This window comes from Streptomyces phaeoluteigriseus (assembly GCF_001896135.2).
GTDB classification, from domain to species: Bacteria; Actinomycetota; Actinomycetes; order Streptomycetales; family Streptomycetaceae; genus Streptomyces; species Streptomyces phaeoluteigriseus.
Genome location: NZ_MPOH02000009.1, coordinates 603,966 through 629,459, shown reverse-complemented (window position 1 = coordinate 629,459; position 25,494 = coordinate 603,966). Strand labels below are relative to the sequence as shown.

Sequence of the window (25,494 nt, the reverse complement as noted above, 5' to 3'; positions counted from 1 at the left end):
GCCGGGCCACCGATAACAACTGGGCCGCCGTCACACCTCCGTGCGATGCTCGCCCCCGTGGAGAACAGGTCCGTCAGCCCCGTCTTCGTCGGCCGCGCCGACGAGTTGGCCACTTTGAACGACGCGCTCGCCCGCGCCGCCGCGGGCGAGCCGCAGGCGCTGCTGATCGGCGGCGAGGCGGGGGTCGGCAAGACGCGGCTCGTCGAGGAGTTCGCCACCGCGGCCGACCGCCGGGGAGCCGTCGTCGCACTCGGCGGCTGTGTCGAGATCGGCGCCGACGGGCTGCCCTTCGCCCCGTTCTCCACCGCGCTGCGCGCCCTGCGCCGGGCCCTGCCGGACGACCTGGCCGCCGCAGCGGCCGGCCAGGAGGAGGAACTCGCCCGGCTGCTGCCCGAGCTGGGGGAGACGAGCGGAGGCCGGCACGACGAGGAGAGCATGGCCCGCCTCTTCGAACTCACCGCCCGCCTCCTGGAGCGCGTCGCCGCCGACCGCACCGTCGTGGTGGCCCTGGAGGATCTGCACTGGTCCGACGCCTCCACCCGCCACCTCCTCTCCTATCTGCTGCGCACCCTGCGCACCGGCCGCCTCGTCGTCCTGGCCACCTACCGCGCCGACGACATCCACCGCCGCCACCCGCTGCGCCCCCTGCTCGCCGAACTCGACCGGCTGCGCACCGTCCGCCGCCTCGAACTCGCGCGCCTCACCCGCGACGAGGTCGGCCGCCAGATCGCCGGCATCCTCGCCGCCGAACCCGACCCCGCCCAGGTCGACGACATCTTCGAACGCTCCGACGGCAACGCCTTCTTCGTCGAGGAACTCGCCGTCGCCGCCCACGAGGGCTGCTGCACCGGCCTCACGGACACCCTGCGCGACCTGCTGCTCGTCCGCGTCGAGGCCCTGCCCGAAAGCGCCCAGAAGGTCGCGCGGATCGTCGCCGAGGGCGGCTCCACCGTCGAGTACCGGCTGCTCGCCGCCGTGGCCCGGCTCGCCGAGGACGACCTCATCGAGGCCCTGCGTGCCGCCGTGGGCGCCAACATCCTGCTCGCCACCCCCGCCGGCGACGGCTACCGCTTCCGCCACTCGCTGGTCCGCGAGGCCGTCGGCGACGACCTGCTGCCCGGCGAACGGTCCCGCCTCAACCGCCGCTACGCCGAGGTCCTGGAGGCCGACCCGACACTCGTCCCCGCCGACGAGCGCGTCACCCGCCTGGCCAGCTACTGGTACCACGCCCACGACCCGGCCAAGGCCCTCCCCGCCGTCCTCGACGCCTCCGTCACCGCCCGCTCCCGCCACGCCTACAGCGAGCAACTGCGGCTCCTGGAGCGCGCGATGGAACTCTGGGACGCCGCCCCCGAGGACGTACGGAACCGGCTGCGCCCCCTCGACTACGCAGAGGCCTACCCCGCCTGCGGCTGCGACCCCGACACGACGCCGCTGCGCTACCTCGACCTCATGGCCGAGGCCGCCGTCGCCGGCCGGCTGTGCGGGGAGCGCGAACGCGCCCTGAAGATCACCAAACGGGCGCTGCGCCTGCTGGAGGACGACGACGACCCGCTGCGCAGGGCCTGGTTCTGGGTGCAGCGCTCCCGGCTGGTGCGCTCGCTGGGCCGGGGAAGCGGCCGGGAGGAGCTGACCACCGCGCAGGACCTGGTGCGCGGCCTGCCGCCCAGCGAGGTGCACGCCGAAGTGCTCACCCATGTCGCCAACTGGTCCATGCTGCACGCCCCCGGACCCGACGCCTACGCCGCCGCCGAGCACGCCGTGGAGTACGCGCGCATGGTCGCGTCCGCGAGATCGAACTCGACGCCCGCCAGATCCTCGGCGTCCTCATGGTCGACGCCGGCCATGTCGAACCCGGCCTCACGGAGCTGTACGAGGTCAAGGACCAGGCCCTCACGGAGAACATCCCGTCCGTCGCGCTGAACGCCTACGTCAACCTCCCCTCCGAACTCGAGGCGGTCGGCCGCTCCCGCGAGGCGCTGCCGATCATGGAGGAGGGCATCGCCTACGCGCGACGGCACGGACTGTCCGAGACGGAGGCGTGGGTCTGGGGCAACCTCGCCGAATCCCTGCTGTCGCTGGGCCGCTGGGACGAGGCCGACCGGGCCTGCGCCGCCGCCGGACGCATCGGCCAGGGCGTGGGCATCCGGGGCGGCCACGCCGCCCTGCGCGCCGAACTCGCCCTGGCCCGCGGCGACCTCGACGAGACCGGCCGCCAACTGGCCGCAGCACACGGGTACTTCGGCTCCCAGGACCGTGCGCCCCAGCACGACCTGCCCCTCACCCGGCTCGCCGTCGCCCTCGCCGCCGGCGAGGGCCGCCTCCCGGACGCCCGCGCCCACCTCGCACGCGCCCTCCGACCGGGGCTTCCCACCCGGCGCCCAGCGCTACGCCTGGCCGCTGCTCCTCACCGGGGCCGCCGTGGAGGGCGACGCCCGCGCCCCGGCCGCCGACCCCGGCCGCGCCGAACTTCTCGAATGCATCCGGGAAGCCGCCAAGAAGATCGTCGCCGTCGTCCCCGTCTGGCAGGCCCACGACCTCTGGCTGCGCGCCGAGCTGCTGCGCGCCGAGGGCCGCGGCGGCCCCGGGGACTGGGCCGAGACGGTCACCGCCTTCGAGGCGCTGGAGCGCCCCTACGACCTGGCCCGCACCCGGTACCGGCTGGCCGAGGCCCTGCTCACGGAGGGCGGCGACGACGAACGCGACCGAGCCGCCGAGCTGCTCCGCCTCGCCCACGCCGTCGCCGCCCACCTCGGCGCCCGACCCCTCGGTGACGAGGTCGCCGGGCTCGCCCAGCGCGCCCGGCTGCCCCTCACGCCCGGACCCCGCGGGGCCCCGGCCGGCACCGACCCCGTCGAGGCGCTCGGCCTCACCAGCCGGGAGCGCGACGTCCTGCGACTGGTCTCGGCCGGCCGCACCAACCGCCAGATAGCCGAGGCACTCTTCATCTCGCCCAAGACGGCGAGCGTCCACGTCTCCAACATCCTGGGCAAGCTCGGCGTCTCCGGCCGGGGCGAGGCGGCGGCGGTGGCGCACCGGCTGGGACTCTTCCCGGCCGAGGTCCCCGCCGGGGCTCTCCGGATGCCGCCCGTGGGGTGAGGCGTACGCTGGCAGGAACCGGCAGGGGAGGCGCCGTGTTCAACATGTTCGACGAACTGTTCGCACCCGGCCGCAAGCACACCCGCGACGAGCAGAACCGCCTGGAGCTGACCAGGCAGGACGTCGGCGACGCCGGCCCCGGACACGGGCCGATAGACCTCGCGTCCGGAACGGTCGTCGTCGTGCGCCCAGCCGACCCGGCCCCGCCCGACCCGGTCCCGCCCGAGGAATCGCGCGACTGACAGCCTGACAGCCGGGCCCCGCCCGCGAAGCCCTCAGCTCACCTCCAGCTCCAGGATCCGGTCGTCGCCCTCCTTCGGCGCGCCCCGTCCGTCCGTGTTGCTGGTCGTCACCCACAGCTTGCCGCCGCCCGCCGCGACCACGGTGCGCAGCCGGCCGTGGTCGCCCTCCAGGAACGCCTGCGAGTCGGCCGACGCCGCCGTGCCCCTCAGCGGAACGCGCCACAGGCGCTGCCCCCTCAGTCCCGCCATCCACATCGAGCCCTCGGCGTAGGCGACACCGCTGGGCGAGGCCTCGTCGGTGCCCCACTGGGCCAGCGGATCGCGGTACTTCGCGTCGTCGGACCTGCCCTCGGCCTCCGGCCAGCCGTAGTTGCCGCCCGGCACGATCGCGTTCAGCTCGTCCCAGGTGTTCTGGCCGAACTCGGCGGCGAACAGACGCTGCTTCGCGTCCCAGGCGAGGCCCTGCACATTGCGGTGGCCGTACGAGTACACCGGGGAGTCGGGGAACGGGTTGCCCGGGGCCGGCTCGCCCTCCGGGGTCAGCCGCAGGATCTTGCCGCCCAGGGACTCCTTGTCCTGCGACAGACCCTGCTGTCCGCTCTCGCCGGTGCCCACGTACAGCAGTCCGTCGGGACCGAAGGCGATCCGCCCGCCGTTGTGGATCATGCCCTTGGGGATGCCCCGGAGCACGGTGTCCGGCGCGCCCAGCTGCTCGCCGACGGGCCGCTCGGCGTCGTACAGCATGCGGACGACGCGGTTGTCGGACGCCGAGGTGAAGTAGGCGTAGACCATGCGGTCCGAGGCGTAGTCCGGGGAGAGGGCGATGCCGAGCAGGCCGCCCTCGCCGGCCGCCGAGACGCCCGGCACCTCGCCCAGCTCGGTCTTCCTGCCGCTCTCCTCGTCGACCAGGGTGATCGTCCCCTCGTCGCGCGAGGCGACGAGCAGACCGCCCTCGGGAAGAGGCGCGAGGCCCCAGGGGGTGTTCAGACCCTCGGCGACGGTGCGCACGACCTTGACCGTGCCCTTCGCGGGCGGGGTCTCCTCGACCGGCGACGCGGACGTACCCGCCGCCGTGGGGCTGGGGGACGGGCTCGGGGCGGCGCCCGGGGACCCTTGGTCGTCCGAGGAGCAGCCTGCCGTCAGCAGGAGCACACTCGCGGCCAGTACGGCCGTCACTGCGCGACGTTGCACGATCTCGGTCCCTTCGACGCGGCGGTCCAGCGACAGGTTCTCCTTGTCATACACCGCTCGCGCCGTTCGAGTTCCCGATCTCCGCAACCCGATTCCGCGAAGGCCCCGGCTTCCCGGCGTCCTCCCGGCGGTCCTCAGTCCCACGACCCCTGGGCCGTCGGCAGCTCCGCCACCTCGGCCAGGTCCCGCCCGGTCAGCCGCAGCCCGGCCGACCCCGCGTTCTGCGCCACCCACCGCTCCTGCTTGGCCCCCGGCACCGGCACCACGTGCCGCCCCTGCGCCAGTACCCAGGCCAACGCCACCTGCGCGGCCGTCACGCCCTCTCCGTGCCGGGCGGCCACCCGGCGCAGACCGGCGACGATCGGCTGGTTCGCGGCCATCATCTCGGCGGTGAAGCGCGGGTGCCGGGCCCGCATGTCATCGGGTTCGAAGCCCTCGCCCGGGGTCAGCGTGCCGGTGAGGAAACCATTCCCCAGAGGCATGGCCGCCAGAAACCCGATACCGCGGGCCTCGCACCACGGCAGCAGCGCGTCCAGCGCCTCGGGCGACCACACCGACAGCTCCGCCTCCACCGCGCTCACCGGGAACACCTGCTGCACCCGGCTCAGCTGCCGGATCGTCGCGTCGTACAGCCGCCCGCCCGCACGGCGCCCGCCCCGCGCGCCGACCGCGCACAGACCCAGCGCCCGCACCTTGCCCGCCCGCACCAGCTCGGCCATCGCACCCCACGTCTCCTCCACCGGGACCTCGGGGTCCGCGCGGTGCAGCTGGTACAGGTCGATGACGTCCGTCTGGAGCCGACGCAGAGAGGCGTCGCAGGCCCGTCTCACATAGCCGGGCCGGCCGTTGGCCACGATGTGCTGCTCGCCGACCAGCAGCCCGACCTTGGTCGACACGAACGCGTCCCCGCGCCGTTCCTTCAACACCCGCCCCAGCAGCAGCTCGTTGGTGAACGGGCCGTACATGTCGGCGGTGTCCAGCAGGGAGACCCCGAGATCCAGCGCCCGGTGCAAGGCCCTCAGCGACTCGTCGCCCCGCTGCCGGGACCCGCTGTACCCCCAGCTCATCGGCATGCACCCGAGTCCGACGGCCCCCACCGCGAGCGCCGCCGCGCCGATCGTCCTGCGCTCCACCTGCTCGTGACCCTCCCTCGCCCGGCCCACCAACCTAACCTCTGCACGCGCGCGTGCCTGACATAGCCTCCTGACCATGACTGCTGACCTGTGGCTTCCCATCCCGCCGGACGAGATCGAGGGGCTTCCCGAGGGGCTCAACCCCCTCTTCTGGGACGGGGGCCCCACCGGGGAACAGGAGTTCCCGGGCGATCCCGCGGACTGCGTCTTCTACGTCGTGCCCTACATGAAGCGGCAGCCCGTGAAGGTGCGCCCGCTGGCGGAGATGCGCAACGTCCGCGTCGTCCAGACCCTCACCGCGGGCGTCGACGACGTCACCGCGCACCTGGCCGACCTCCCGCCGGGCGTGCGGCTGTGCAACGCGCGCGGGGTGCACGAGGCGAGCACCGCCGAGCTGGCGCTCACCCTCACGCTGGCCTCCCTGCGCGGCATACCCACGTTCGTCCGCGCCCAGCAACAGGGCCACTGGCAGAGCGAGTTCCGCCCCGCGCTCGCCGACCGGAACGTCCTCATCGTCGGGTACGGCGCGATCGGCTCGGCGATCGAGGACCGGCTCGCGCCGTTCGAGGTCGCGCGGGTGGCGCGCGTCGCGCGCTCCGCACGCACTACGGCGCGCGGTCCCGTGCACCCACTCACCGAACTGCCCGCGCTGCTGCCCGAGGCGGACGTCGTCATCCTCTCCACGCCGCTGACCGGGACCACCCGCGGAATGGTGGACGCCGGCTTCCTCGCCCGGATGAAGGACGGCGCGCTGCTGGTCAACGTCGCCCGCGGCGGGGTCGTCGACACCCAGGCCCTGCTCGCGGAGCTGGAGAGCGGCCGGCTGACCGCCGCCCTGGACGTCACCGACCCCGAACCCCTGCCGCGGGAACACCCGTTGTGGCAGGCGCCGGGCGTGCTGATCAGCCCGCACGTCGGCGGTCCCACGTCCGCCTTCCTGCCGCGCGCCAAGCGCCTCCTGGCGGATCAGTTGGGACGTTTCGTGAACCGGGAGCCCTTGCGCAACGTGATCCTTACGACGGGCGCCACCAACGAGGCGTGACGGCCACGGCACGCGTGTGATCCGGTTCAGGCACCCTCCGCAGTCCTCCGGACGCGGTCCGTACGGGCATAGTCGCTGGTCGTCACTGAGCGTAGAGAAGCTATGTCCCTGAGTGACGATACTGGTGTATCGTCCCGACAGGGGCTGCGCCGTGCACCGTTCGGCGCCGGGGATGGACATCTGACTGTGAGGGGGGCGACGGGCGATGCACGGCCTATGGACGAACGACCCGACGCGGCGGAGCCGCCGCCGACGGCCCGGATGCACGGCCAGGCGCGGAAGCGATGGCCTCGCCGGTCACGGAAGCCGGCACGCCGGCCGTCGCCACCGCAGGCACAGTGGCCGCCGCTCCCACGCACACCCGGCGCACCGGGGCGTGCGGGACGCGGGAGCGGCACGGACCCGGAGCATCCGGTGAGTTCGCCGCCGACCTCCACGAGCCTCCTCGACGGAGTGCTGCGGGCGCAGGCCCCGGCCCCGGCGGGCGCGCCGCTGACCAAGCCGCCGTCCTTCGGCGCCCCGGATCGAACACGGTCCACCAACTCCTGCTGGCCCTGGTGTGCGCGGGATACGCCGTCGGTTCCGCGCTCGGCTGGGGCTCCGACCAGGTCGCCCTGATCATGGGGGACTTCGGGCTCTCCGCGGCCGCGGGTGCCGCCTCCGTGTCCTGCTTCCTCTACTCACGCACCCGCCGCGTCCGCCTGCGCCCCGCCTGGCTGCTGTTCTCGTTCTCCTCGGCGATGGCGGCCCTCGGCAACCTGGTCTGGGGGTGGTACGAGGTGGTCCTGGAGCGCCCCGTGCCCAGCCCCAGCCTCGCCGACCTGTTCTTCCTCTGCTTCGCGCCACCGGCGATCGTGGGACTTCTGGTGCTCGCCGCCCGGCCCGTGACCAAGGCCGGCTGGGTCTGCCTCGCACTCGACGCCTGGCTGATCGCCGGTTCGCTGCTCACCCTCTCCTGGAGCCTCGCGCTCGCCCAGGCCGCCGACCTCGACGGACCGAGCGTGGCGACCGCGGCGCTCACCCTGGCGTATCCGCTGCTCGACATAGCCCTGGTCAGCATGGTGCTGGTGCTGCACTTCCGGCGCTCGCCCGTCAACCGCACGGCGGTCAACACCGCCGTCAGCGCCCTCGGGCTGACCGTGATGTGCGACGCCCTGTTCACCTCACCGCTGATGCACGACAACTACCGTTCCGGCCAGCTCCTGGACGCCGGCTGGTTCGCCGGCTCCCTGCTCCTCGCCTACGCCCCCTGGGCCGCGGGCCGGCACCGCAGGGCGGGAGCCGAGGGGCACACCCGCGTGGTGCACGAGCATCTGCCCGGACGGCCCAGCGGCAGCCGGCCGTCCCGGCAGCCCGTGCGGACACCCGTGCCGGGGGCCGACCCGACCCGCTATCCGTCCACCCGCCCGATCACCGGCTCCCTCGCCGCCCTCACGCCCTACCTCGCCGCCGCCGTGTGCACCCTGGGGATCCTCTACAACGTCCTCAACGGCCGCAGTGTCGACCGCGTCGTCCTCCTCACCGGCGGCGCCGTGGTGCTGGCGCTCGTGGTGCGCCAGGGCATCATGCTGCTCGACAACATCACCCTCACCCAGGAGCTGGCCCAGAAGGAGAACCACTTCCGCTCCCTGGTGCAGGGCTCGAGCGACGTCATCATGATCGCCGCCCCCAGTGGCGTCCTGCGCTACGTCTCCCCGGCCGCCGCAGGTGTCTACGGGCGGACCGCCGAGGACCTGGTGGGCACCGAACTGGCCGACCTCATCCACCCGGAGGACCTGGGGTGCGTGGTGCACGAGGTGCGCCGCTTCCTCGCCGCCAGCCCCCAGGAGGAGCCCACCACCCGCATCGAGTGCCGCTTCCGCGCAGGCGACGGGGGTGCCTCCCGCTCGAGCGACGCCGAGAGAGGGGGAGGCTGGCTCAACGTCGAGTCCACCGTCAACCGGCACCACGGCGGCCTGATCTTCAACAGCCGTGACGTGACCGAGCGGGTCCGTCTCCAGGCGCAGCTCCAGCACAACGCCGAGCACGATCCGCTCACCGACCTGCCCAACCGCGCCCTGTTCACCCGGCGCGTGCAGCAGGCGCTCTCCGGCCGCCGCAGCTCCGACCGGGGCATCGCCCTGCGCAACACCGCGGTCCTCTTCATCGACCTCGACGGCTTCAAGGCCGTCAACGACACCATCGGCCACCAGGCCGGGGACGAACTCCTCATCCAGGCCGCCCGCAGGCTCCAGGACGCCGTCCGGCAGGGGGACACCGCCTCCCGGCTCGGCGGTGACGAGTTCGCCGCCCTGATCGTCGGCGACGGCACCCGCGACCGCGGCGCCCGCGAGGGCCACATACTGGAGCTGGCCGACCGGCTGCGGATCACGCTCTCCCAGCCCTATCTGATCGACGGCAACGAGGTGCGGGTCGCCGCCTCCATCGGCGTGGCCTTCGCCGAGGCGGGGCTCGGCGCCGGCGAACTGCTGCGCAACGCCGACCTCGCGATGTACCGGGCCAAGGCGGGCGGCAAGGGCCGGGTCGAGCTGTACAAGCCGCAGATGCAGCAGGACGTCGTACGCAAGGCGGAGCTGGCGACGCGGCTGCGGGCCGCGTTGCACGACGGGGAGTTCGCGCTGCTGCACCAGCCCGTGGTGCGGCTGGACGACGGCCGGATCTCGTCGGTCGCCGCGCAGCCCCGGTGGCGGTCCTCCCAGGGTGTGCTCTTCACGCCCGCCGAGTTCCTCCGGGTGGCGGACGAGGGCGACCGGACCGCCGAGCTGGGCCGCTGGGTGCTGGAGCAGGCCGCCGAGCAGGCCGCCGACCGGGCCGCGACCGGACTGAACGTACCGGTGGTGGTCCAGCTGGCCGCCCGGCGGCTGCTGGACCGGTCGCTGCCGCTGGGCTCCGTGGAGGCCCTGCTGACCCGCCACGGGCTGCCGTCCGGGTCGCTGGTGATAGAGCTGTCCGACATCGATGCCGGGGTGTCCCTGGACGACCTGGAGCGCCGGCTCGCCGCACTGAGGCGCCTGGGTGTCCGGATCGCGCTGGACGGCTTCGGCGGCGGCGTGGCCATAACGGCTCTGCGCCGGCTCCCCGCCGACGTACTGAAACTCGACCGCGGACTGGTCGAGGGGGTCGTGGAGTCCGCCCGGCTGCACAAGATCACCAGTGGGCTGCTGCGGATCGCCGGAGATCTCGGGCTCCAGTCCGTGGCCGAGGGTGTGGACCTGCCCGAGCAGGTCGTCGCCCTGCGCGCGATGGGCTGCACGCACGGGCAGGGCATGGCGTTCGCCGGACCGCTCGACGAGTACCGGCTGCGCCGGGCGCTCGGCCGGGGCAGCTGCCCGGTGCCGCACGGGCCCGCCGAGCCCGTGTTCGCCGGGGGCGGCGCGGGGGCCCGCACCGCGGGTGTCCAGGCCGTCCTGGGAGGAGGGAACCTCGGCGGTGGGACGGCTCTCCGTTCACATGATGAGACCCCCGTCCCACCCACTTGACAGTCGGTGCGTGCCGGGGGGAGGGTCAATGCCATGCGCACCCGAATTCTCGTACTTGGACAGCGCGTCGGCTGAGCTGGGACGCACCGGAGGACGATCCGGAATCCCCAGCGACCACACCGGCGCGCTCCCCTCGCTTGCCTTTTGGCACGAGGGGTTTTTTGTTGCACCAGCACCTGCAGTCCAGAAGTCGAACACCGTACAAACCTCGCAAAAACCCTCAGCATCGAGAAGAGAATGCCGATGACCGAGCAGGCCACCGGGGCCCATCACCCGCAGCCGCGGCCCCGATCCGGAGGACAGCACTCCGCGTCCGTCGAGCACGTGACGGGTGCGCAGTCCCTCATCCGTTCTCTCGAGGAGGTCGGCGCCGACACGGTATTCGGCATTCCCGGCGGTGCGATCCTTCCCGCCTACGACCCGCTGATGGACTCCACGAGGGTCCGTCACATCCTGGTCCGCCACGAGCAGGGCGCGGGCCACGCCGCCACCGGCTACGCGCAGGCCACCGGCAAGGTCGGCGTCTGCATGGCCACCTCCGGCCCCGGCGCCACCAACCTGGTCACCCCGATCGCCGACGCCCACATGGACTCGGTGCCGATGGTCGCGATCACCGGCCAGGTCGCCTCCAAGGCGATCGGCACGGACGCCTTCCAGGAGGCGGACATCGTCGGCATCACCATGCCGATCACCAAGCACAACTTCCTGGTCACCAAGGCCGAGGACATCCCGCGCGTCATCGCGCAGGCCTTCCACATCGCCTCCACCGGCCGCCCCGGCCCGGTCCTGGTCGACATCGCCAAGGACGCCCTCCAGGCGCGGACCACCTTCTCCTGGCCGCCGACCATGGACCTGCCCGGATACCGCCCGGTGACCAAGCCGCACGCCAAGCAGATCCGCGAGGCCGCCAAGCTGATCACCGCCGCCAAGCGGCCGATCCTCTACGTCGGCGGCGGCGTCCTCAAGGCCCAGGCGACCGCCGAGCTGAAGGTCCTCGCCGAGCTGACCGGCGCGCCCGTCACCACCACCCTGATGGCGCTGGGCGCGTTCCCCGACACCCACCCGCTGCACGTGGGCATGCCCGGCATGCACGGCTCCGTGGCCGCCGTCACCGGACTCCAGAAGGCCGACCTGATCGTCGCCCTCGGCGCCCGCTTCGACGACCGCGTCACCGGAAAGCTCGACAGCTTCGCGCCGTACGCCAAGATCGTCCACGCGGACGTCGACCCGGCCGAGATCGGCAAGAACCGCGCCGCCGACGTGCCGATCGTGGGCGACGCCCGCGAGGTCCTCGCCGACCTGATCCAGGCCGTCCAGAAGGAGCACACCGAGAGCGGCCCGGGCGACTACACCGCCTGGTGGAAGGACCTCAGCCGCTGGCGCGAGACCTACCCGCTGGGCTACGACCAGCCCGCGGACGGCTCGCTCTCCCCGCAACAGGTCATCGAGCGCATCGGGCAGCTCGCGCCCGAGGGCACGGTGTTCGCGGCGGGCGTCGGCCAGCACCAGATGTGGGCCGCGCACTTCATCCAGTACGAGAAGCCCGCCACCTGGCTGAACTCCGGCGGCGCCGGCACGATGGGCTACGCGGTCCCGGCCGCGATGGGCGCCAAGGCGGGCGTCCCCTCGAAGACCGTCTGGGCGATCGACGGCGACGGCTGCTTCCAGATGACCAATCAGGAACTGACCACCTGCGCCCTGAACAACATCCCGATCAAGGTCGCCATCATCAACAACGGCGCGCTCGGGATGGTCCGCCAGTGGCAGACCCTCTTCTACAACCAGCGCTACTCCAACACCGTGCTGCACAGCGGCCCCGACGCCGACGGCAAGCAGCCGAGCGCCGGCACCCGCGTCCCCGACTTCGTGAAGCTGTCGGAGGCCATGGGCTGCTACGCGATCCGCTGTGAGGACCCGGCCGACCTGGACAAGGTCATCGAAGAGGCGAACTCCGTCAACGACCGCCCCGTCGTCGTGGACTTCATCGTCCACGAGGACGCGATGGTGTGGCCGATGGTCGCCGCCGGCACCTCCAACGACGAGATCATGGCCGCACGGGACGTCCGCCCCGACTTCGGCGACAACGAAGACGACTGAGCGAGGAAGACCCAAGAGACATGTCCAAGCACACGCTCTCCGTCCTGGTGGAGAACACGCCCGGCATCCTCGCCCGGATCGCCGCCCTGTTCTCCCGCCGCGGCTTCAACATCGACTCGCTCGCGGTCGGTGTCACCGAGCACCCCGAGATCTCGCGCATCACCATCGTGGTGAACGTGATCGAGGAACTGCCGCTCGAGCAGGTCACCAAGCAGCTCAACAAGCTCGTCAACGTGCTGAAGATCGTCGAGCTGGAACCCGGATCGGCCGTTCAGCGCGAACTCGTTCTGGTGAAGGTGCGCGCCGACAACGAGACGCGCTCCCAGATCGTCGAGATCGTCCAGCTGTTCCGCGCCAAGACCGTGGACGTCTCCCCGGAGGCCGTCACCATCGAGGCCACCGGCGGCAGCGACAAGCTCACCGCCATGCTCAAGATGCTGGAGCCGTACGGCATCAAGGAGCTGGTCCAGTCCGGCACGATCGCGATCGGCCGCGGCTCCCGTTCGATCACCGACCGGTCGCTGCGCGCACTCGACCGGTCGGCGTAACGACGGAACCGGGCGGCCGGCCGCACCGGCCGCCCGTATACCGAGACCCCGAGACCTCCCTTCCGCCCGCCGTCATACGGTGGGACGCAACACCTGCACACCAAGGAGAGAACCCAAAGTGGCCGAGCTGTTCTACGACGCTGACGCCGACCTGTCCATCATCCAGGGCCGCAAGGTCGCGGTCATCGGCTACGGCAGCCAGGGCCACGCCCACGCGCTGTCGCTGCGCGACTCCGGTGTCGACGTGCGGGTCGGTCTGCACGAGGGCTCCAAGTCCAAGGCCAAGGCCGAGGAGCAGGGCCTGCGCGTGGTGAGCCCGGCGGAGGCCGCCGCCGAGGCCGACCTCATCATGATCCTGATCCCGGACCCGATCCAGGCCCAGGTCTACGAGGAGTCCATCGCCCCGAACCTGAAGGACGGCGACGCGCTGTTCTTCGCCCACGGCTTCAACGTCCGCTTCGGCTTCATCAAGGCCCCGGCCGGCGTGGACGTCGCCCTGGTCGCCCCGAAGGGTCCGGGCCACCTGGTCCGCCGTCAGTACGAGGAGGGCCGCGGCGTCCCCGCGATCGCGGCCGTCGAGCAGGACGCCACCGGCAACGCCTTCGCGCTGGCCCTGTCGTACGCCAAGGCCATCGGCGGCACCCGCGCCGGTGTCATCAAGACGACCTTCACCGAAGAGACCGAGACCGACCTGTTCGGTGAGCAGGCCGTGCTGTGCGGTGGCACCTCGGCGCTGGTCAAGGCGGGCTTCGAGACCCTGGTCGAGGCCGGCTACCAGCCGGAGATCGCCTACTTCGAGTGCCTCCACGAGCTGAAGCTGATCGTGGACCTCATGTACGAGGGCGGCCTGGAGAAGATGCGCTGGTCGGTCTCCGAGACCGCCGAGTGGGGCGACTACGTCACCGGCCCGCGCATCATCACGGACGCCACCAAGGCCGAGATGAAGCAGGTCCTCGCCGAGATCCAGGACGGCACCTTCGCCCAGAACTGGATGGACGAGTACCACGGCGGTCTGAAGAAGTACAACGAGTACAAGACGGCCGACTCCGAGCACCTGCTGGAGACCACCGGCAAGCAGCTGCGCAAGCTGATGAGCTGGGTCGACGAGGAGGCGTAAGCCTCACGCCGGGCCGGAGCGAATCGCTCCGGCCCTCTTGGGTTAACCCCGGGTAACGCCGTGTGTCATGGTGTTGTCCAACCCGTCCAGCCACGGACGGGTGATCCTTCCGCTGAGGCGCAAGACGCTCCTCGCCGCGCCACTACACTGCTGCACACATACGCGTCAGGCCCACAGCGTCGTGCGTCTTCCACGCGGCTAGCCCCTCCTCCGCCTGCGGCCGTCGGGACGGCCGTCCGCACGCTTTGGACTTGTGAGGACTCACGTGAGCTCGAAACCTGTCGTACTCATCGCTGAAGAGCTGTCGCCCGCGACCGTGGACGCACTCGGCCCGGACTTCGAGATCCGGCACTGCAACGGAGCGGATCGAGCCGAACTGCTCCCGGCCATCGCCGACGTCGACGCGATCCTGATCCGCTCCGCCACCAAGGTGGACGCCGAGGCGATCGCCGCCGCGAGGAAGCTGAAGGTCGTCGCGCGAGCCGGCGTCGGCCTGGACAACGTCGACGTCTCCGCCGCCACCAAGGCCGGCGTGATGGTCGTCAACGCCCCCACCTCGAACATCGTGACCGCCGCCGAGCTGGCGTGCGGTCTCCTGCTCGCCACCGCCCGCCACATTCCGCAGGCCAACGCCGCACTGAAGAACGGCGAGTGGAAGCGGAGCAAGTACACCGGCGTGGAGCTGGCCGAGAAGACCCTCGGCGTCGTGGGCCTCGGCCGCATCGGCGCGCTCGTCGCCCAGCGCATGTCGGGCTTCGGCATGAAGGTCGTCGCCTACGACCCCTACGTGCAGCCCGCGCGCGCCGCGCAGATGGGCGTCAAGGTCCTGTCGCTGGACGAGCTGCTCGAGGTCTCCGACTTCATCACCGTCCACCTGCCCAAGACCCCCGAGACGGTCGGCCTGATCGGTGACGAGGCGCTGCGCAAGGTCAAGCCGAGCGTGCGGATCGTCAACGCGGCCCGTGGCGGCATCGTCGACGAGGAGGCGCTGTACTCGGCGCTGAAGGAGGGCCGGGTCGCCGGCGCCGGCCTCGACGTGTACGCGAAGGAGCCCTGCACGGACTCCCCGCTGTTCGAGTTCGACCAGGTGGTCGCCACCCCGCACCTCGGTGCCTCCACCGACGAGGCGCAGGAGAAGGCCGGTATCGCCGTCGCCCGCTCGGTGCGTCTCGCCCTCGCCGGTGAGCTGGTCCCGGACGCGGTGAACGTCCAGGGCGGCGTCATCGCCGAGGACGTCAAGCCGGGCCTGCCCCTCGCGGAGCGCCTCGGCCGCATCTTCACCGCGCTCGCCGGTGAGGTCGCCGTCCGCCTCGACGTGGAGGTCTACGGCGAGATCACCCAGCACGACGTGAAGGTGCTGGAGCTGTCAGCCCTCAAGGGTGTCTTCGAGGACGTCGTCGACGAGACCGTGTCGTACGTCAACGCCCCGCTGTTCGCCCAGGAGCGCGGCGTGGAGGTGCGGCTGACGACCAGCTCGGAGTCGGCCGACCACCGCAACGTGGTCACCGTGCGCGGCACGCTCAGCAGCGGCGAGGAGGTGTCGGTGTCCGGCACGCTGGCCGGTCCCAAGCACCTGCAGAAGATCGTCGCCGTCGGCGAGTACGACGTGGATCTCGCGCTCGCCGACCACATGGTCGTGCTGCGGTACGAGGACCGTCCGGGTGTCGTCGGCACCGTGGGCCGCATCCTCGGCGAGGCCGGGATCAACATCGCCGGCATGCAGGTCGCCCGCGCGGCGGTCGGCGGGGAGGCGCTTGCCGTCCTCACCGTGGACGACTCGGTCCCGGCGGGGGTCCTGGCGGAGGTCGCCGAGGAGATCGGCGCGACGTCCGCGCGTGCGGTGAACCTGGTCTGACGTTGCCGTCGACCGAGGTGCGCGTGTCCGGGGGCGGCCGCCCCCGGAGCCCCGCTTCGGCCTGAACGGCCTCGTCCTCAAACGCCGGACGGGCTGAGGGTACTCGGCTCGTCGGCGTTTCGCTGTGCGCCCGCACCCCCCGCAGCGTCACCGCGGCCAGGCCCGCCGCCCCCGCCAGCAGCACCGCCCCGGCGACCGCCGCGCCGTTCATCCCGCTGGTGAACGCCTCCCGGGCCGCCGTCGCCAGCCCCGGCACCTGATCGGCGACCGTCAGCGCCCCGCCCAGCGTCTCCCTCGCGACGTCCGGGGCCGAGGACGGCATCTCGTGGCGGTAGACCGCCGTGCCGACGGAGCCGAGGACGGCCATGCCGAGGGCGCCGCCGAACTCCGTGCCGGTCTCCATCAGGGAGGAGGCGGTGCCCGCCCGTTCCACGGGAGCGGTGCCCAGCGCGAGGTCCATGATCTGGGACATCACCATCACGATGCCGGACGCGAGGACCCCGCACGCGACCAGCACCAGCCACATCGAATCCGGGCCGGCCAGGGCCAGCACGCCGTAGCCGCTCGCGGCGATCGCGAAGCCGGCCGTGATCACGTGGGCGCGGTCCACGCCCTTCTGCACGAGCCGGGTCGCCAGCGGGGCCGCGGCGCCGATCGGCACCGAGGGAAGCAGCGCCCACAGGGCCGCCTCCAGCGCGCTCTTGCCGAGCACCGACTGGATGTACTGGGTGGTGAAGTAGGCCGAGCCCATCATCCCGAACGCTGAGACCAGGTTCAGGGTCACCGCGGGGGCGAAGCCACGGCCGCGGAACAGGGCCGGGGAGATCATCGGGGAGGCCGTGGTGCGCTGGCGGTGGACGAACAGCGCGGCGAACAGCAGGCCGACGGTGACGGAGAGGACGTAGCGCACGTTCCAGCCCTCGGAGGGGATCTCCTTGAGGCCGTAGACCACGGGGAGGACGGCGGCCATGGAGAGGGGGACGCTCGGCCAGTCGAAGCGGCCGGGGTCCGGGTCGCGGGACTCGGGGAGCAGGATCGGGCCGAGGACCAGCAGCAGGACCATCGCGGGCAGGTTGACCAGGAAGACCGAGCCCCACCAGAAGTACTCGACCAGGACGCCGCTCAGCACCGAGCCGAGGGCGACTCCCGCCGTCATCACGCCGGACCACACCGCGATCGCCCTGGCCCGCTGGCCGGCGTCGGTGAACATCGTGCGGATCAGCGCCATCGTGGACGGCATCAGGGTCGCGCCGCCGATGCCGAGGACGGCGCGGGCCAGGATCAGGGTCTCGGCGCTGTCGGCGTAGGCCGCGGTCAGGGAGGCGGCGCCGAACGCGGCCGCGCCGATCAGCAGCAGCCGGCGGCGGCCGATGCGGTCGCCGAGCGAGCCCATCGTCATGAGCAGGCCCGCCAGGACGAAGCCGTAGATGTCGAAGATCCACAGCTGTTGGGTGCCGGTCGGCTCCAGGTCGGCGCTGATCGCCGGGACGGCGAAGTAGAGGACGGAGACGTCCATGGAGACCAGGAGCAGCGGAAGCATCAGCACGCCGAGGGCGGTCCATTCGCGGCGCCCGGCGCGGGGGCCGGGTGGAGTGCTCGTCGAGTTCGTCATGACGGTGACTGTACGAGCGTCTTATACGTCTGTCTAGAACAACTGTATAAGTCGTGCGTCTAGGACGGCTGTATGGATCGAGGGGTACGCTGACGGCATGGGACACCGTGAGGATCTGCTCGAGGGCGCCAAACGCTGCCTGCTGGAGAAGGGGTTCGCGCGCACCACCGCGCGGGACGTCGTCAAGGAGTCGGGGACCAACCTGGCCTCGATCGGCTACCACTACGGCTCGAAGGACGCGCTCCTGGCGCAGGCCTACGTCTCACTGGTCGAGGGGATGGGCGACGCCTTCGAGGGGAGCGACGGCGCGGGACCGGCGGGGGAGCCCGGCTCGCTCGAACGCTTCCGCTCGGTCTGGGCGAACATCATCGGCACCATGCGGGAGCCCGGCTCGCTGTGGCGGCTCAGCATGGAGATCCTCGTCATGGGCGACCAGCTGCCCGAGGTCCGCGACCATCTGGCGCGGGCCCAGCGGGAGGCCGGGCGCGGCCTGATCCCGCTGCTCATGGGCGGTCGTGAGGAGGACGTGTCCGACGAGACCGCGGACACCGTAGGCCGGTTCTACGTGACCCTGATGACCGGCCTCATCGCGCAGTGGTCCTTCGATCCGAAGACCGCACCCGAGGCGGACCAGCTCGCGGATGGGCTGCGCCAGATCATCGTGGCGGCGGCGAAGGGCTGACCCGCCCGTCGCGCATCCGCACCACCCGGTCCGCGAAGTGCCGTACCACCGCACGGTCGTGGCAGATGAACAGGTAGCCGAGCCCCAGATCGTCCTGGAGGTCGGCCAGCAGGTTCAGCACCCCCGCGCGGACCGACGGGTCCAGGGCCGACACCGGTTCGTCGAGGACCAGCAGGCGCGGCTCGGAGGCGAGCGCGCGGGCGATGCCGGCGCGCTGGCACTGCCCGCCGGAGAGTTCGTGGGGGCGGCGGTCGCCGTACGACGGGGCGAGACCGACGCGGTCGAGGAGTCCGGCCACGCGTGCGGGCGTCGGCGTCGCTCCAGCGGCCCTGGACCTTCAGGGGTTCCGCCACCGCGTCGCGGATGCGGTGGCGGGGGTTGAGGGAGCCGTAGGGGTCCTGGAAGACCGGCTGCATCCGGGGGCGCAGGGGACGCAGCTCGCGTTCGGTGAGGGCCGTCAACTCCAGTCCCTCGAAGCGGACTTCACCCGCATCGGGGCGGCGCAGCTGGAGGACGGCGAGGGCCGTGGTCGACTTGCCGCAGCCGGACGGGCCGTCGAGGGCGAGGGTCTCGCCCGCCTCCAGGGCGAAGGAGACGCCGTCCACGGCGGTCACGGTCCCGTAGCGGACCACGAGATCGCGCACGTCGAGCAGTGGTGCGGTCATGCCGGTCGTCCTTCCCCGAACAGCGTGGCGGTGTCGGCGGGGACCTGCTCGGCCCGGTGGCAGGCGACGAGCCGTCCGTCCACCGTCCGCGGCTCCGGTTCCTCGGTACGGCACACGTCCACCGCCAGCGGGCAGCGGGGCGCGAAGGCGCAGCCGGGTGGCGGGGCGCCCGGCGTCGGAGGCGTGCCGGGGAGGGCGGGCAGCCTCCTGCGGCGCCGGACGCCGTCCTGGGGGAGGGAGGCGAGGAGCCCGGCGGTGTAGGGGGCGCGCGGGCGGTTCAACACCTGTGCCACGGGGCCGAGTTCGCTCGTCCGTCCCGCGTACATCACCAGCACGCGGTCCGCGTGGCCGCGTACGACGTCCAGGTCGTGGGTGACGAGGAGCAGTGCGGCACCGGCCGCTCGCGCTGTTCGGCGAGCACCCGCAGGACCTGCTCGCGGCGCTCGGCGTCCAGCGCGGTGGTCGGCTCGTCGGCGACCACCAGATCCGGTTCGCCCAGCATCGCCATCGCGATCACCGCCCGCTGGCGCATCCCGCCGGAGTACTCGTGCGGATACGCCCGCGCCCGGCGGACGGCGTCCGGGATGCCCACCCGGTCCAGCGCGGCGACGGCACGGGCTCGCGCCTCGGCGCGGGAGACGCGGTGCAGCGACCGTACGGCGGCGGCGAGCTGGTCGCCGACGGGGTGCACGGGGGAGAGCGCGGACAGGGCGTCCTGCGGCACGAGCGAGATGCGGCGGCCCCGGGCGGCGGCGAGGTCCGCGCAACCGTCCAGCCGGATCTCCCCGCTCATGGCCGCGCCCCGGGGGAGCATCCCGAGCAGGGCCCGCGCGGTGAGGGACTTGCCCGCCCCCGACTCCCCGACCAGCGCGAGGACCTCACGGGGGCGGACGTCGAAGGAGACACCGCGGACGGCCTCGGTGCCGCCGAAGGAGACACGGAGGTCACGGACCGAGAGCAGGCCGCTGTGCCGCACCGGCGGCGCCTGCGTCACCTCAGACTCCAACGGGAGCCTCCTTCCGCGGACTTCGGGCGACACCCTGCGCGTACGCCGCCCCCGACACCGCCAGCCCCGCCAGCAGGGCCAGGGCGATCGCCGGGGACAGGGCGGCCCACGGGGCGCGTTCCACGTAGGCGCGGGACTCGTCCAGGAGGAGTCCCCACTCCGGGGCCGGGGGCTGGGCGCCCAGGCCGAGGAAGCCCAGGGAGGCCAGCGCGAGGGCGATGCCGGGCAGGCGGAGGAGGGCGTGCCGGGCGACGGGCGCGGCCACCGTGGGCAGGACGTGCCGGGTGAGGATCCACCACGGGGGCGCGCCGATGGCCCGTTGGGCGGTGAGGAATCCCGACGCCCGCACCTCCTGCACCAGCGCCGCCGCGTGCGCGGCCAGCGGCGGCCAGGAGATCAGGGCCACCGAGAGGGCCGCTCCGCCGGTGCCGGGGCCCGAGACGGCCGCGACGAGGATGCCGACGATCACCGGGGGCAGCGCGTTGGCGATGTCGGCCGCCCCGGCCGCGACCCCGGGCAGGAAGCCCAGCGCGAGGGAGAGGACCAGGCTGAGCAGGCAGACGGCCACCGCCGTGCCCACCGTCGACGCGGCGCCGTGTCCGAGGCGGGCCAGGACGTCGCGGCCGAGTCCGTCGGTGCCGAGGGGGTGCGCCCAGCAGGGCGGGGCCAGCCGCGCAGCGGTGTTCACCGCGTACGGGTCGCGCAGCAGGCCCCAGCCGATCGCCGTGGCGAGCAGCGCGGCCAGGGTCAGCGGAATCGCGGGGTGGGCGCGGACCGGCAGGGGCGGCGGCAGCGCCAGCGAGGCGTCCCGCAGGGCGGGGCCCAGGAGCCGCCGCCGTACGAGCGCCGCCAGCGCGCCGGCGGCCAGGCCGAGGAGCAGCAGGGCCAGGACCGCGCCCTGGAGCAGGGGAAGGTCCTGCGACTTGGCCGCCCCCAGCGCCGTACGGCCGATGCCGGGGACCGCGAACACCGTCTCCACCGCGACCGCGCCACCGGTCAGACCGACCGCGGCCATGCCGAACTGCGGGACCAGGGGCGGCAGCACGCGGCGCAGCGCGGCGGCCGAGACACGGGCGCGGCTCACTCCGGCGCCCCGCCACAGCTCGACCCACCGCTCCTCCAGGACGGCCGGCAGCGCGTCCGCGACGAGGCGGCCGAGCAGGCCGCCCGCCGGGACGCCGAGCGCGACCGCGGGCAGCACCATCGGACGAGGGGCCGTCCCAGCCGGACGTCGGCAGCCGGCCCAGCCACACCCCGCACACCAGCAGCCCGACCGTGGCCAGCAGGAACTCCGGCACGGCCGCCAGCATCGCGGAGCCCGCGCCGGCCGACGCCCGCCCGTGCGCCAGCACCGGCGCCACGAGCGCGACGCCGAGCAGCACCGCCACGCCGAACGCCGCGCCCATCAGGGCCAGCGACACCTGGAGCCCGGCCAGCACGGAGGGCCCCACGTCGGTGCCGGACACCCAGGAGATCCCGAGGTCGCCGCGGACCAGGCCGGCCGCCCAGCCGCCCAGCAGGGACAGCGGACCGGCGTCCAGTCCGAGGTCACGGCGTACGGCGTCCAGGGCCTCCCGCGTGGGTTCCTGCTCGGCGGAGCGCGCCCGCAGCACGGACAGGGCGGGGTCGCGGCCGGACAGCCAGGGCAGCAGGCCGACGGCGGCGACGATGGCGAGCAGGGACAGGGACCGGGTCGTCCCGGCGGCGCCCGGCCAGGGCCGACGGGCGGGGAGTCTCACTTGACGTGGGTGGCGGCCGTGACGAGTTCCCGCTCGCGCGGGTCGTGGGCGGCGCCGACGACCCCGGCCGCGTCGCCCTGGATGACCCGCTCGTGCAGCATCGGCACGGCCGCGTCGGTCGCGAGTACGGCGGCCTCGGCGGCGATGACGGCCTCGCGGCGGGCGTCACCGGTGGGAGTCTCGCCGGCCTCGCGCAACGCGGCGTCCACCGTGGGGTCCTGGAGCTGGGCGATGTTGAAGGAGCCGTCGGAGGCGAAATCGCTGTAGAGGTAGGCGGCCGGGTCACCGGAGTCGAGGACGGTCGCGCGGGACAGGATGAACGCGTCGAACTCGCCCGCCAGCGCGTCGGCTTCGATGTTGGCGTACTCGCGCACGTCCAGCTTCACCGTGAAACCGGCCTTCTGGAGCTGCTGTTGCAGCGTGGCGGCGACCTCGGGGAGTTCGGCGCGGTCGGTGAAGGTGCCGATGGTGACGGTCCGGCCCGCCGGGTCGCCCGCCTCGACCCGGGTGACCGGCGCGCGCAGCCCGGCCGCCCACGGCAGCGCCGGGCCGAGCAGTCCCTCGGCGACGTCGGCGCGGCCCTCGTAGACGCCCTTCACGATCGACTCGGCGTCGATCGCCTCGCGGGCGGCGGCGCGCAGCGAGGCGTCCTTGAAGGCGCCCTTCCCGGTGTTGAGGTACAGGGTGTTGGTGCGCGGCATGGGCACCTCGGTGACGAGGTCCTCGTCGAGCAGCGCGGCCTGGGAGACGGGGACCGCCTCCACGATGTCGGCCTCGCCGCTGCGCAGGGCGGCGGCACGGGCGGTGCCGTCGGGCACGAACCGCACGTCGATGCCGGGGGCCTTCGCCCTGCCGCCCCAGTACGCGTCGTAGCGGTCGAGGGTGGCGGACGAGGTGCCGTTGACCTTCGTCAGCTCGAAGGGGCCGGTGCCGGCGCCGACCGGGTTCACGGTCTGGCCCGTGTACGCCTTCGCGGCGAGGACCGCCAGCTGCGGCGAGCTGAGCCGCTGCGGGACCAGCGGGTCCTCGGCGGCGGTCGTCACGGTGACGGTGTCGGCGTCGGCGGCCTTCGCGGTCAGCTCGACGCCGTCCAGGATGCGGGGCTTGGGGGAGGCGCCGGCGGCCCGGGTGAGGGAGCGTACGACGGCCTCGGCGTCGAGCTTCGTGCCGTCGTGGAAGGTGACGCCGTCGCGTATCTCGAAGCTCCAGGTCCGGCCGTCGCGCTGCCAGGAGGTGGCGAGCGCGGGCTGGGCGTCACCGGCCGTGTCCAGCTTGACCAGGGTCTCGGCGGTCGACCAGCGCGAGAGCTTGAAGGCGTCGTCGGACAGCGGGGACAGGCCCGAGCGCGGCGGCTGCATCATCGCGAGCCGCAGCCGCTTTCCGTCCGCGCCGCCGGACCCCTCGGTGGTCCCGTCGCCGGAGAAGCAGCCGGTGAGCAGCGCGGAGGCGGCCGCGATGGCCGGTACGGGGAGCAGGCGGCGGGCGGGCAGGCGCACGGAACACTCCGGGGAGGGGTCGTCAAAAGTTCAAGGGGTGCGCCGACCGTAACACGATGACAATCGTTTTCAGTAGCGGGGTCCGTGACGACGGGGAGAGGGGCGTGCCGGCGAACGGCGCAGGTCTCGGGGCCGCTGACGTCGCAGGTGTCAGGGCCGCTGACGTAGTGGGTCGCAGGAGCCGCTGAAGTAGGTCTCAGAGCCGCTGTGCCTTGAGCGCCATGTGCAGCAGCAGCCGGTCCTCGCCGTCGTCCAGGTCCAGGCCCGTCAGCTGCTCCACCCGCGAGAGCCGGTAGTACAGCGTCTGCCGGTGGATGCCCAACTCCGCGGCCGTACGGCCCGCCTGACCCGCACAGTCCAGGTACACCTCGGCCGTGCGGGCCAGTTCACGATGAGAGGGCGTCAACAGGGCCTGTACGGCGGGGTCCTGGGCGGAGCCCGGTGGCAGCGAGGTCAGCAGGCGGTAGGGGCCGATCGACGCCCACTCGGCGGTCGGGCCGAGGCGGGACTCCGCCAGCGCCGCCCGTGCCGCCGCCGACGCCTCCTGCCAGGCCGCCCCCAGCTCCGCGAGACCGGCCCGCCCCGCCGCGACCCCGGCCGCGCCCGTCCCGCCGGTCCGCTCCAGCAACCGTGTCGCCGCCGAGGTCGCCGCGGTCAGGGAGTCCGTCGAGCGCAGCCGGACCAGCACCGCGAGGCACTGGCCGCTCACCCCCCACGGCACCGTGCACAGGGCCTCCGCGCCCGGCAGGGTGCGCAGGGACGGCGCGTCGTCCGGGTCCGCCGACGGCCAGGGCGCCACGCACACCACCGTATGAGGGCCGTCCGCGCGGGTGCCGAGCGCGGTGCGCAGTTCCGCCACCGCCATGTCCCGCTGCCAGCCCCGGTCGGCGGTGAGGACCGCCCGCAGTTCGCGGGTGAGGTCGGCGCCGTGCTGGGCCTCGTCGGCGAGCAGTGCGCCGATCCGGCCCGTCACCTCCATCGCGCCCGCCAACTGGGCGTCCGAGGGTCCCTGGCCGCCGTCCAGCAGCCAGACGTAGCCGAGGACGACCCCGCGATGGCGCACCGGGAGGCAGATGCGGCCCCGGTGGACGCCGGCCTCCGGGGTCGGCGGGATGCGGACCGGGCCCGTGGCCCGCGTGATGCCGAAGCCCTCGAACCAGGTCCGCACCGCCGGAGTGGAACGCCGGGTGAGGATCGACCGCGTGCGCACCGGGTCCAGCGCGGCGGCGTCCAGCTCGTCCTCACTGTCGTAGGCGCCGAAGGCGATCAGCTCGAAGTCACGGTTCTCCAGGGTCGCCGGAGCGCCGAGCAGCTCCGAGATCTCGTCGACCAGTTCCTGGTACTCACCCTTGAAATCCGCCGTCACCCGGTCATTCTCCCGCATCCCCGCGGCCTCCTCATACATCTGTCTGAGATCTGCGGCACGGATGCGTGACAGCTGTCGATGGCAGACGATCGGAGGGATCCTTAGGTTTCACGGTGGTTCTCCGTGCCGTTCCCGAAACGTCGGGAAGCGGCCTCGTATGGGTTGGTATGTGGAGGTGCCCCGTGCTGGGTCCCGTGATTCTCGCCGCCTCGCGCAGCGACCGGATGCGCCGCCTGATCTCGGCGGCCCCGGTGACGAAGCAGGTCGTGGACCGCTTCATCCCCGGTGAGACGGTGGACGACATCGTCCCGATCATCGAGGAGCTGACCGGGCGCGGCCTGGAGCTGACGATGGACGTCGTCGGCGAGGACATCACCACCCCCGAGCAGGCCGCCGCCGCCCGCGACGCCTACCTGACGCTGGTGGACCGCCTCAAGGAGCTGCAGCTCGGCGAGCGCGTCGAGATGTCCGTCAAGCTGTCGATGTTCGGCCAGGCGCTGGAGGGCGGCCACGAGCTGGCCCTCGCCAACGTCCGCCCGGTCGTCGAGGCCGCCGCCGCCATCGGCACGACCGTCACCCTGGACGCCGAGGACCACACCACCCTCGACTCGATGTTCGCCATCCACGAGGAACTGCGCAAGGACCACCCCCAGACCGGCTGCGTCATCCAGGCCTACCTCTTCCGCACCGAGGCCGACGCCCGCCGCCTCGCCGGCGACGGCAGCCGCGTGCGCCTCGTGAAGGGCGCCTACAAGGAGCCCGCCGAGGTCGCCTACCAGCAGAAACACGAGATCGACAAGGCGTACGTCCGTGTCCTGCGCGCGCTGATGGAGGGCGAGGGATACCCGATGATCGGCTCCCACGACCCCCGCCTGATCTCCATCGCCCAGGAACTGGCCCGCAAGGCCGGCCGCAAGCCCGACGAGTACGAGTTCCAGATGCTGTACGGCATCCGCGGCGAGGAACACCTGCGCCTGGCTGCCGAGGGTCACCGCATGCGCGTCTACACGGCCTACGGCACCGACTGGTACGGCTACTTCATGCGACGGCTCGCCGAGAAGCCGGCGAACCTGCGGTTCTTCCTGCGGAGCGTGATCAGCCGTGGCTGACGACGCGATGAGGTTG

Annotated in this window: 16 protein-coding genes and 3 pseudogenes; 10 read left to right on the top strand and 9 right to left on the bottom strand. The window is 72.8% G+C overall.

Annotated features, from left to right (window positions below):
- The first annotated feature begins 45 nt into the window (after positions 1-45).
- Together BM536_RS10490 and BM536_RS10485 are read left to right on the top strand one after the other, a co-directional pair.
- Positions 46-3,099: pseudogene (locus BM536_RS10490) on the top strand (helix-turn-helix transcriptional regulator).
- 35 nt (positions 3,100-3,134) lie between these two features.
- Complete coding sequence (locus BM536_RS10485) at positions 3,135-3,341, top strand: DUF6191 domain-containing protein (protein ID WP_073494422.1); 207 nt, start codon at positions 3,135-3,137, stop codon at positions 3,339-3,341.
- A 33-nt stretch (positions 3,342-3,374) separates the two neighbouring features.
- Here BM536_RS10485 and BM536_RS10480 read toward each other — a convergent pair whose 3' ends face one another.
- Positions 3,375-4,517 carry a PQQ-dependent sugar dehydrogenase gene (locus tag BM536_RS10480; RefSeq protein ID WP_073494447.1) on the bottom strand — a complete coding sequence of 381 codons (1,143 nt, stop codon included), beginning with the start codon at positions 4,515-4,517 and terminating at the stop codon, positions 3,375-3,377.
- Between the two features lie 149 nt (positions 4,518-4,666).
- Positions 4,667-5,665 carry an aldo/keto reductase gene (locus BM536_RS10475; RefSeq protein ID WP_073494424.1) on the bottom strand — a complete coding sequence of 333 codons (999 nt, stop codon included), beginning with the start codon at positions 5,663-5,665 and terminating at the stop codon, positions 4,667-4,669.
- 76 nt (positions 5,666-5,741) lie between these two features.
- On the opposite strand from BM536_RS10475, the gene BM536_RS10470 reads away from it, so the two are divergent.
- The 6 genes from BM536_RS10470 (at position 5,742) to serA (ending at position 15,803) form a co-directional block, all read left to right on the top strand.
- The gene (locus BM536_RS10470) at positions 5,742-6,707 is read left to right on the top strand and encodes a 2-hydroxyacid dehydrogenase (protein ID WP_211362859.1); all 966 of its coding nucleotides are present in this window, start codon (positions 5,742-5,744) and stop codon (positions 6,705-6,707) included.
- Between the two features lie 284 nt (positions 6,708-6,991).
- Positions 6,992-10,186 (top strand): putative bifunctional diguanylate cyclase/phosphodiesterase, encoded by a 3,195-nt coding sequence (locus BM536_RS10465; protein ID WP_281258558.1) that lies wholly within the window; start codon positions 6,992-6,994, stop codon positions 10,184-10,186.
- Between the two features lie 243 nt (positions 10,187-10,429).
- Entirely contained in the window at positions 10,430-12,283 is a 1,854-nt protein-coding gene (locus BM536_RS10460) for an acetolactate synthase large subunit (RefSeq protein ID WP_094102873.1), read from the top strand.
- 20 nt (positions 12,284-12,303) lie between these two features.
- Positions 12,304-12,831, top strand: a complete 528-nt coding sequence (ilvN, locus tag BM536_RS10455; protein ID WP_073494430.1) for an acetolactate synthase small subunit — start codon at positions 12,304-12,306, stop codon at positions 12,829-12,831.
- 118 nt (positions 12,832-12,949) lie between these two features.
- Positions 12,950-13,948, top strand: a complete 999-nt coding sequence (gene ilvC / locus BM536_RS10450; protein ID WP_073494432.1) for a ketol-acid reductoisomerase — start codon at positions 12,950-12,952, stop codon at positions 13,946-13,948.
- 265 nt (positions 13,949-14,213) lie between these two features.
- Entirely contained in the window at positions 14,214-15,803 is a 1,590-nt protein-coding gene (serA, locus tag BM536_RS10445; protein WP_073494434.1) for a phosphoglycerate dehydrogenase, read from the top strand.
- Here serA and BM536_RS10440 read toward each other — a convergent pair.
- Positions 15,712-17,415 carry an MFS transporter gene (locus BM536_RS10440; protein ID WP_107439575.1) on the bottom strand — a complete coding sequence of 568 codons (1,704 nt, stop codon included), beginning with the start codon at positions 17,413-17,415 and terminating at the stop codon, positions 15,712-15,714. The two genes, serA and BM536_RS10440, sit on opposite strands and share 92 nt — an antisense overlap.
- Before the next feature lie 97 nt (positions 17,416-17,512).
- On the opposite strand from BM536_RS10440, the gene BM536_RS10435 reads away from it, so the two are divergent.
- On the top strand, positions 17,513-18,097 hold the full coding sequence (locus BM536_RS10435; RefSeq protein WP_073494436.1) for a TetR/AcrR family transcriptional regulator: 585 nt from the start codon (positions 17,513-17,515) through the stop codon (positions 18,095-18,097).
- Here BM536_RS10435 and BM536_RS10430 read toward each other — a convergent pair.
- From BM536_RS10430 to BM536_RS10410, 6 genes and pseudogenes are all read right to left on the bottom strand, one after another.
- Positions 18,072-18,762: pseudogene (locus BM536_RS10430) on the bottom strand (ATP-binding cassette domain-containing protein). The gene BM536_RS10435 and the pseudogene BM536_RS10430 sit on opposite strands and share 26 nt — an antisense overlap.
- Complete coding sequence (locus BM536_RS42685; RefSeq protein WP_245873356.1) at positions 18,759-19,055, bottom strand: oligopeptide/dipeptide ABC transporter ATP-binding protein; 297 nt, start codon at positions 19,053-19,055, stop codon at positions 18,759-18,761. The pseudogene BM536_RS10430 and the gene BM536_RS42685 overlap by 4 nt, the downstream one beginning before the upstream one ends.
- A gap of 32 nt (positions 19,056-19,087) precedes the next feature.
- Positions 19,088-19,768, bottom strand: a complete 681-nt coding sequence (locus BM536_RS42680) for an ATP-binding cassette domain-containing protein (protein WP_245873354.1) — start codon at positions 19,766-19,768, stop codon at positions 19,088-19,090.
- A pseudogene (locus tag BM536_RS10420) lies at positions 19,758-21,507 on the bottom strand (ABC transporter permease subunit). Before BM536_RS10420 ends, BM536_RS42680 begins: the two are co-directional and overlap by 11 nt.
- Positions 21,504-23,003: an ABC transporter substrate-binding protein gene (locus tag BM536_RS10415; protein ID WP_094102835.1), complete on the bottom strand. Its 1,500-nt coding sequence runs from the start codon at positions 23,001-23,003 to the stop codon at positions 21,504-21,506. The pseudogene BM536_RS10420 and the gene BM536_RS10415 overlap by 4 nt, the downstream one beginning before the upstream one ends.
- Positions 23,004-23,199: 196 nt before the next feature.
- Positions 23,200-24,387 (bottom strand): PucR family transcriptional regulator, encoded by a 1,188-nt coding sequence (locus BM536_RS10410; protein WP_094102834.1) that lies wholly within the window; start codon positions 24,385-24,387, stop codon positions 23,200-23,202.
- A 164-nt stretch (positions 24,388-24,551) separates the two neighbouring features.
- Here BM536_RS10410 and BM536_RS10405 point away from each other — a divergent pair, with 164 nt between their 5' ends.
- Entirely contained in the window at positions 24,552-25,478 is a 927-nt protein-coding gene (locus tag BM536_RS10405) for a proline dehydrogenase family protein (protein ID WP_073494442.1), read from the top strand.
- Positions 25,479-25,494 lie beyond the last annotated feature (16 nt).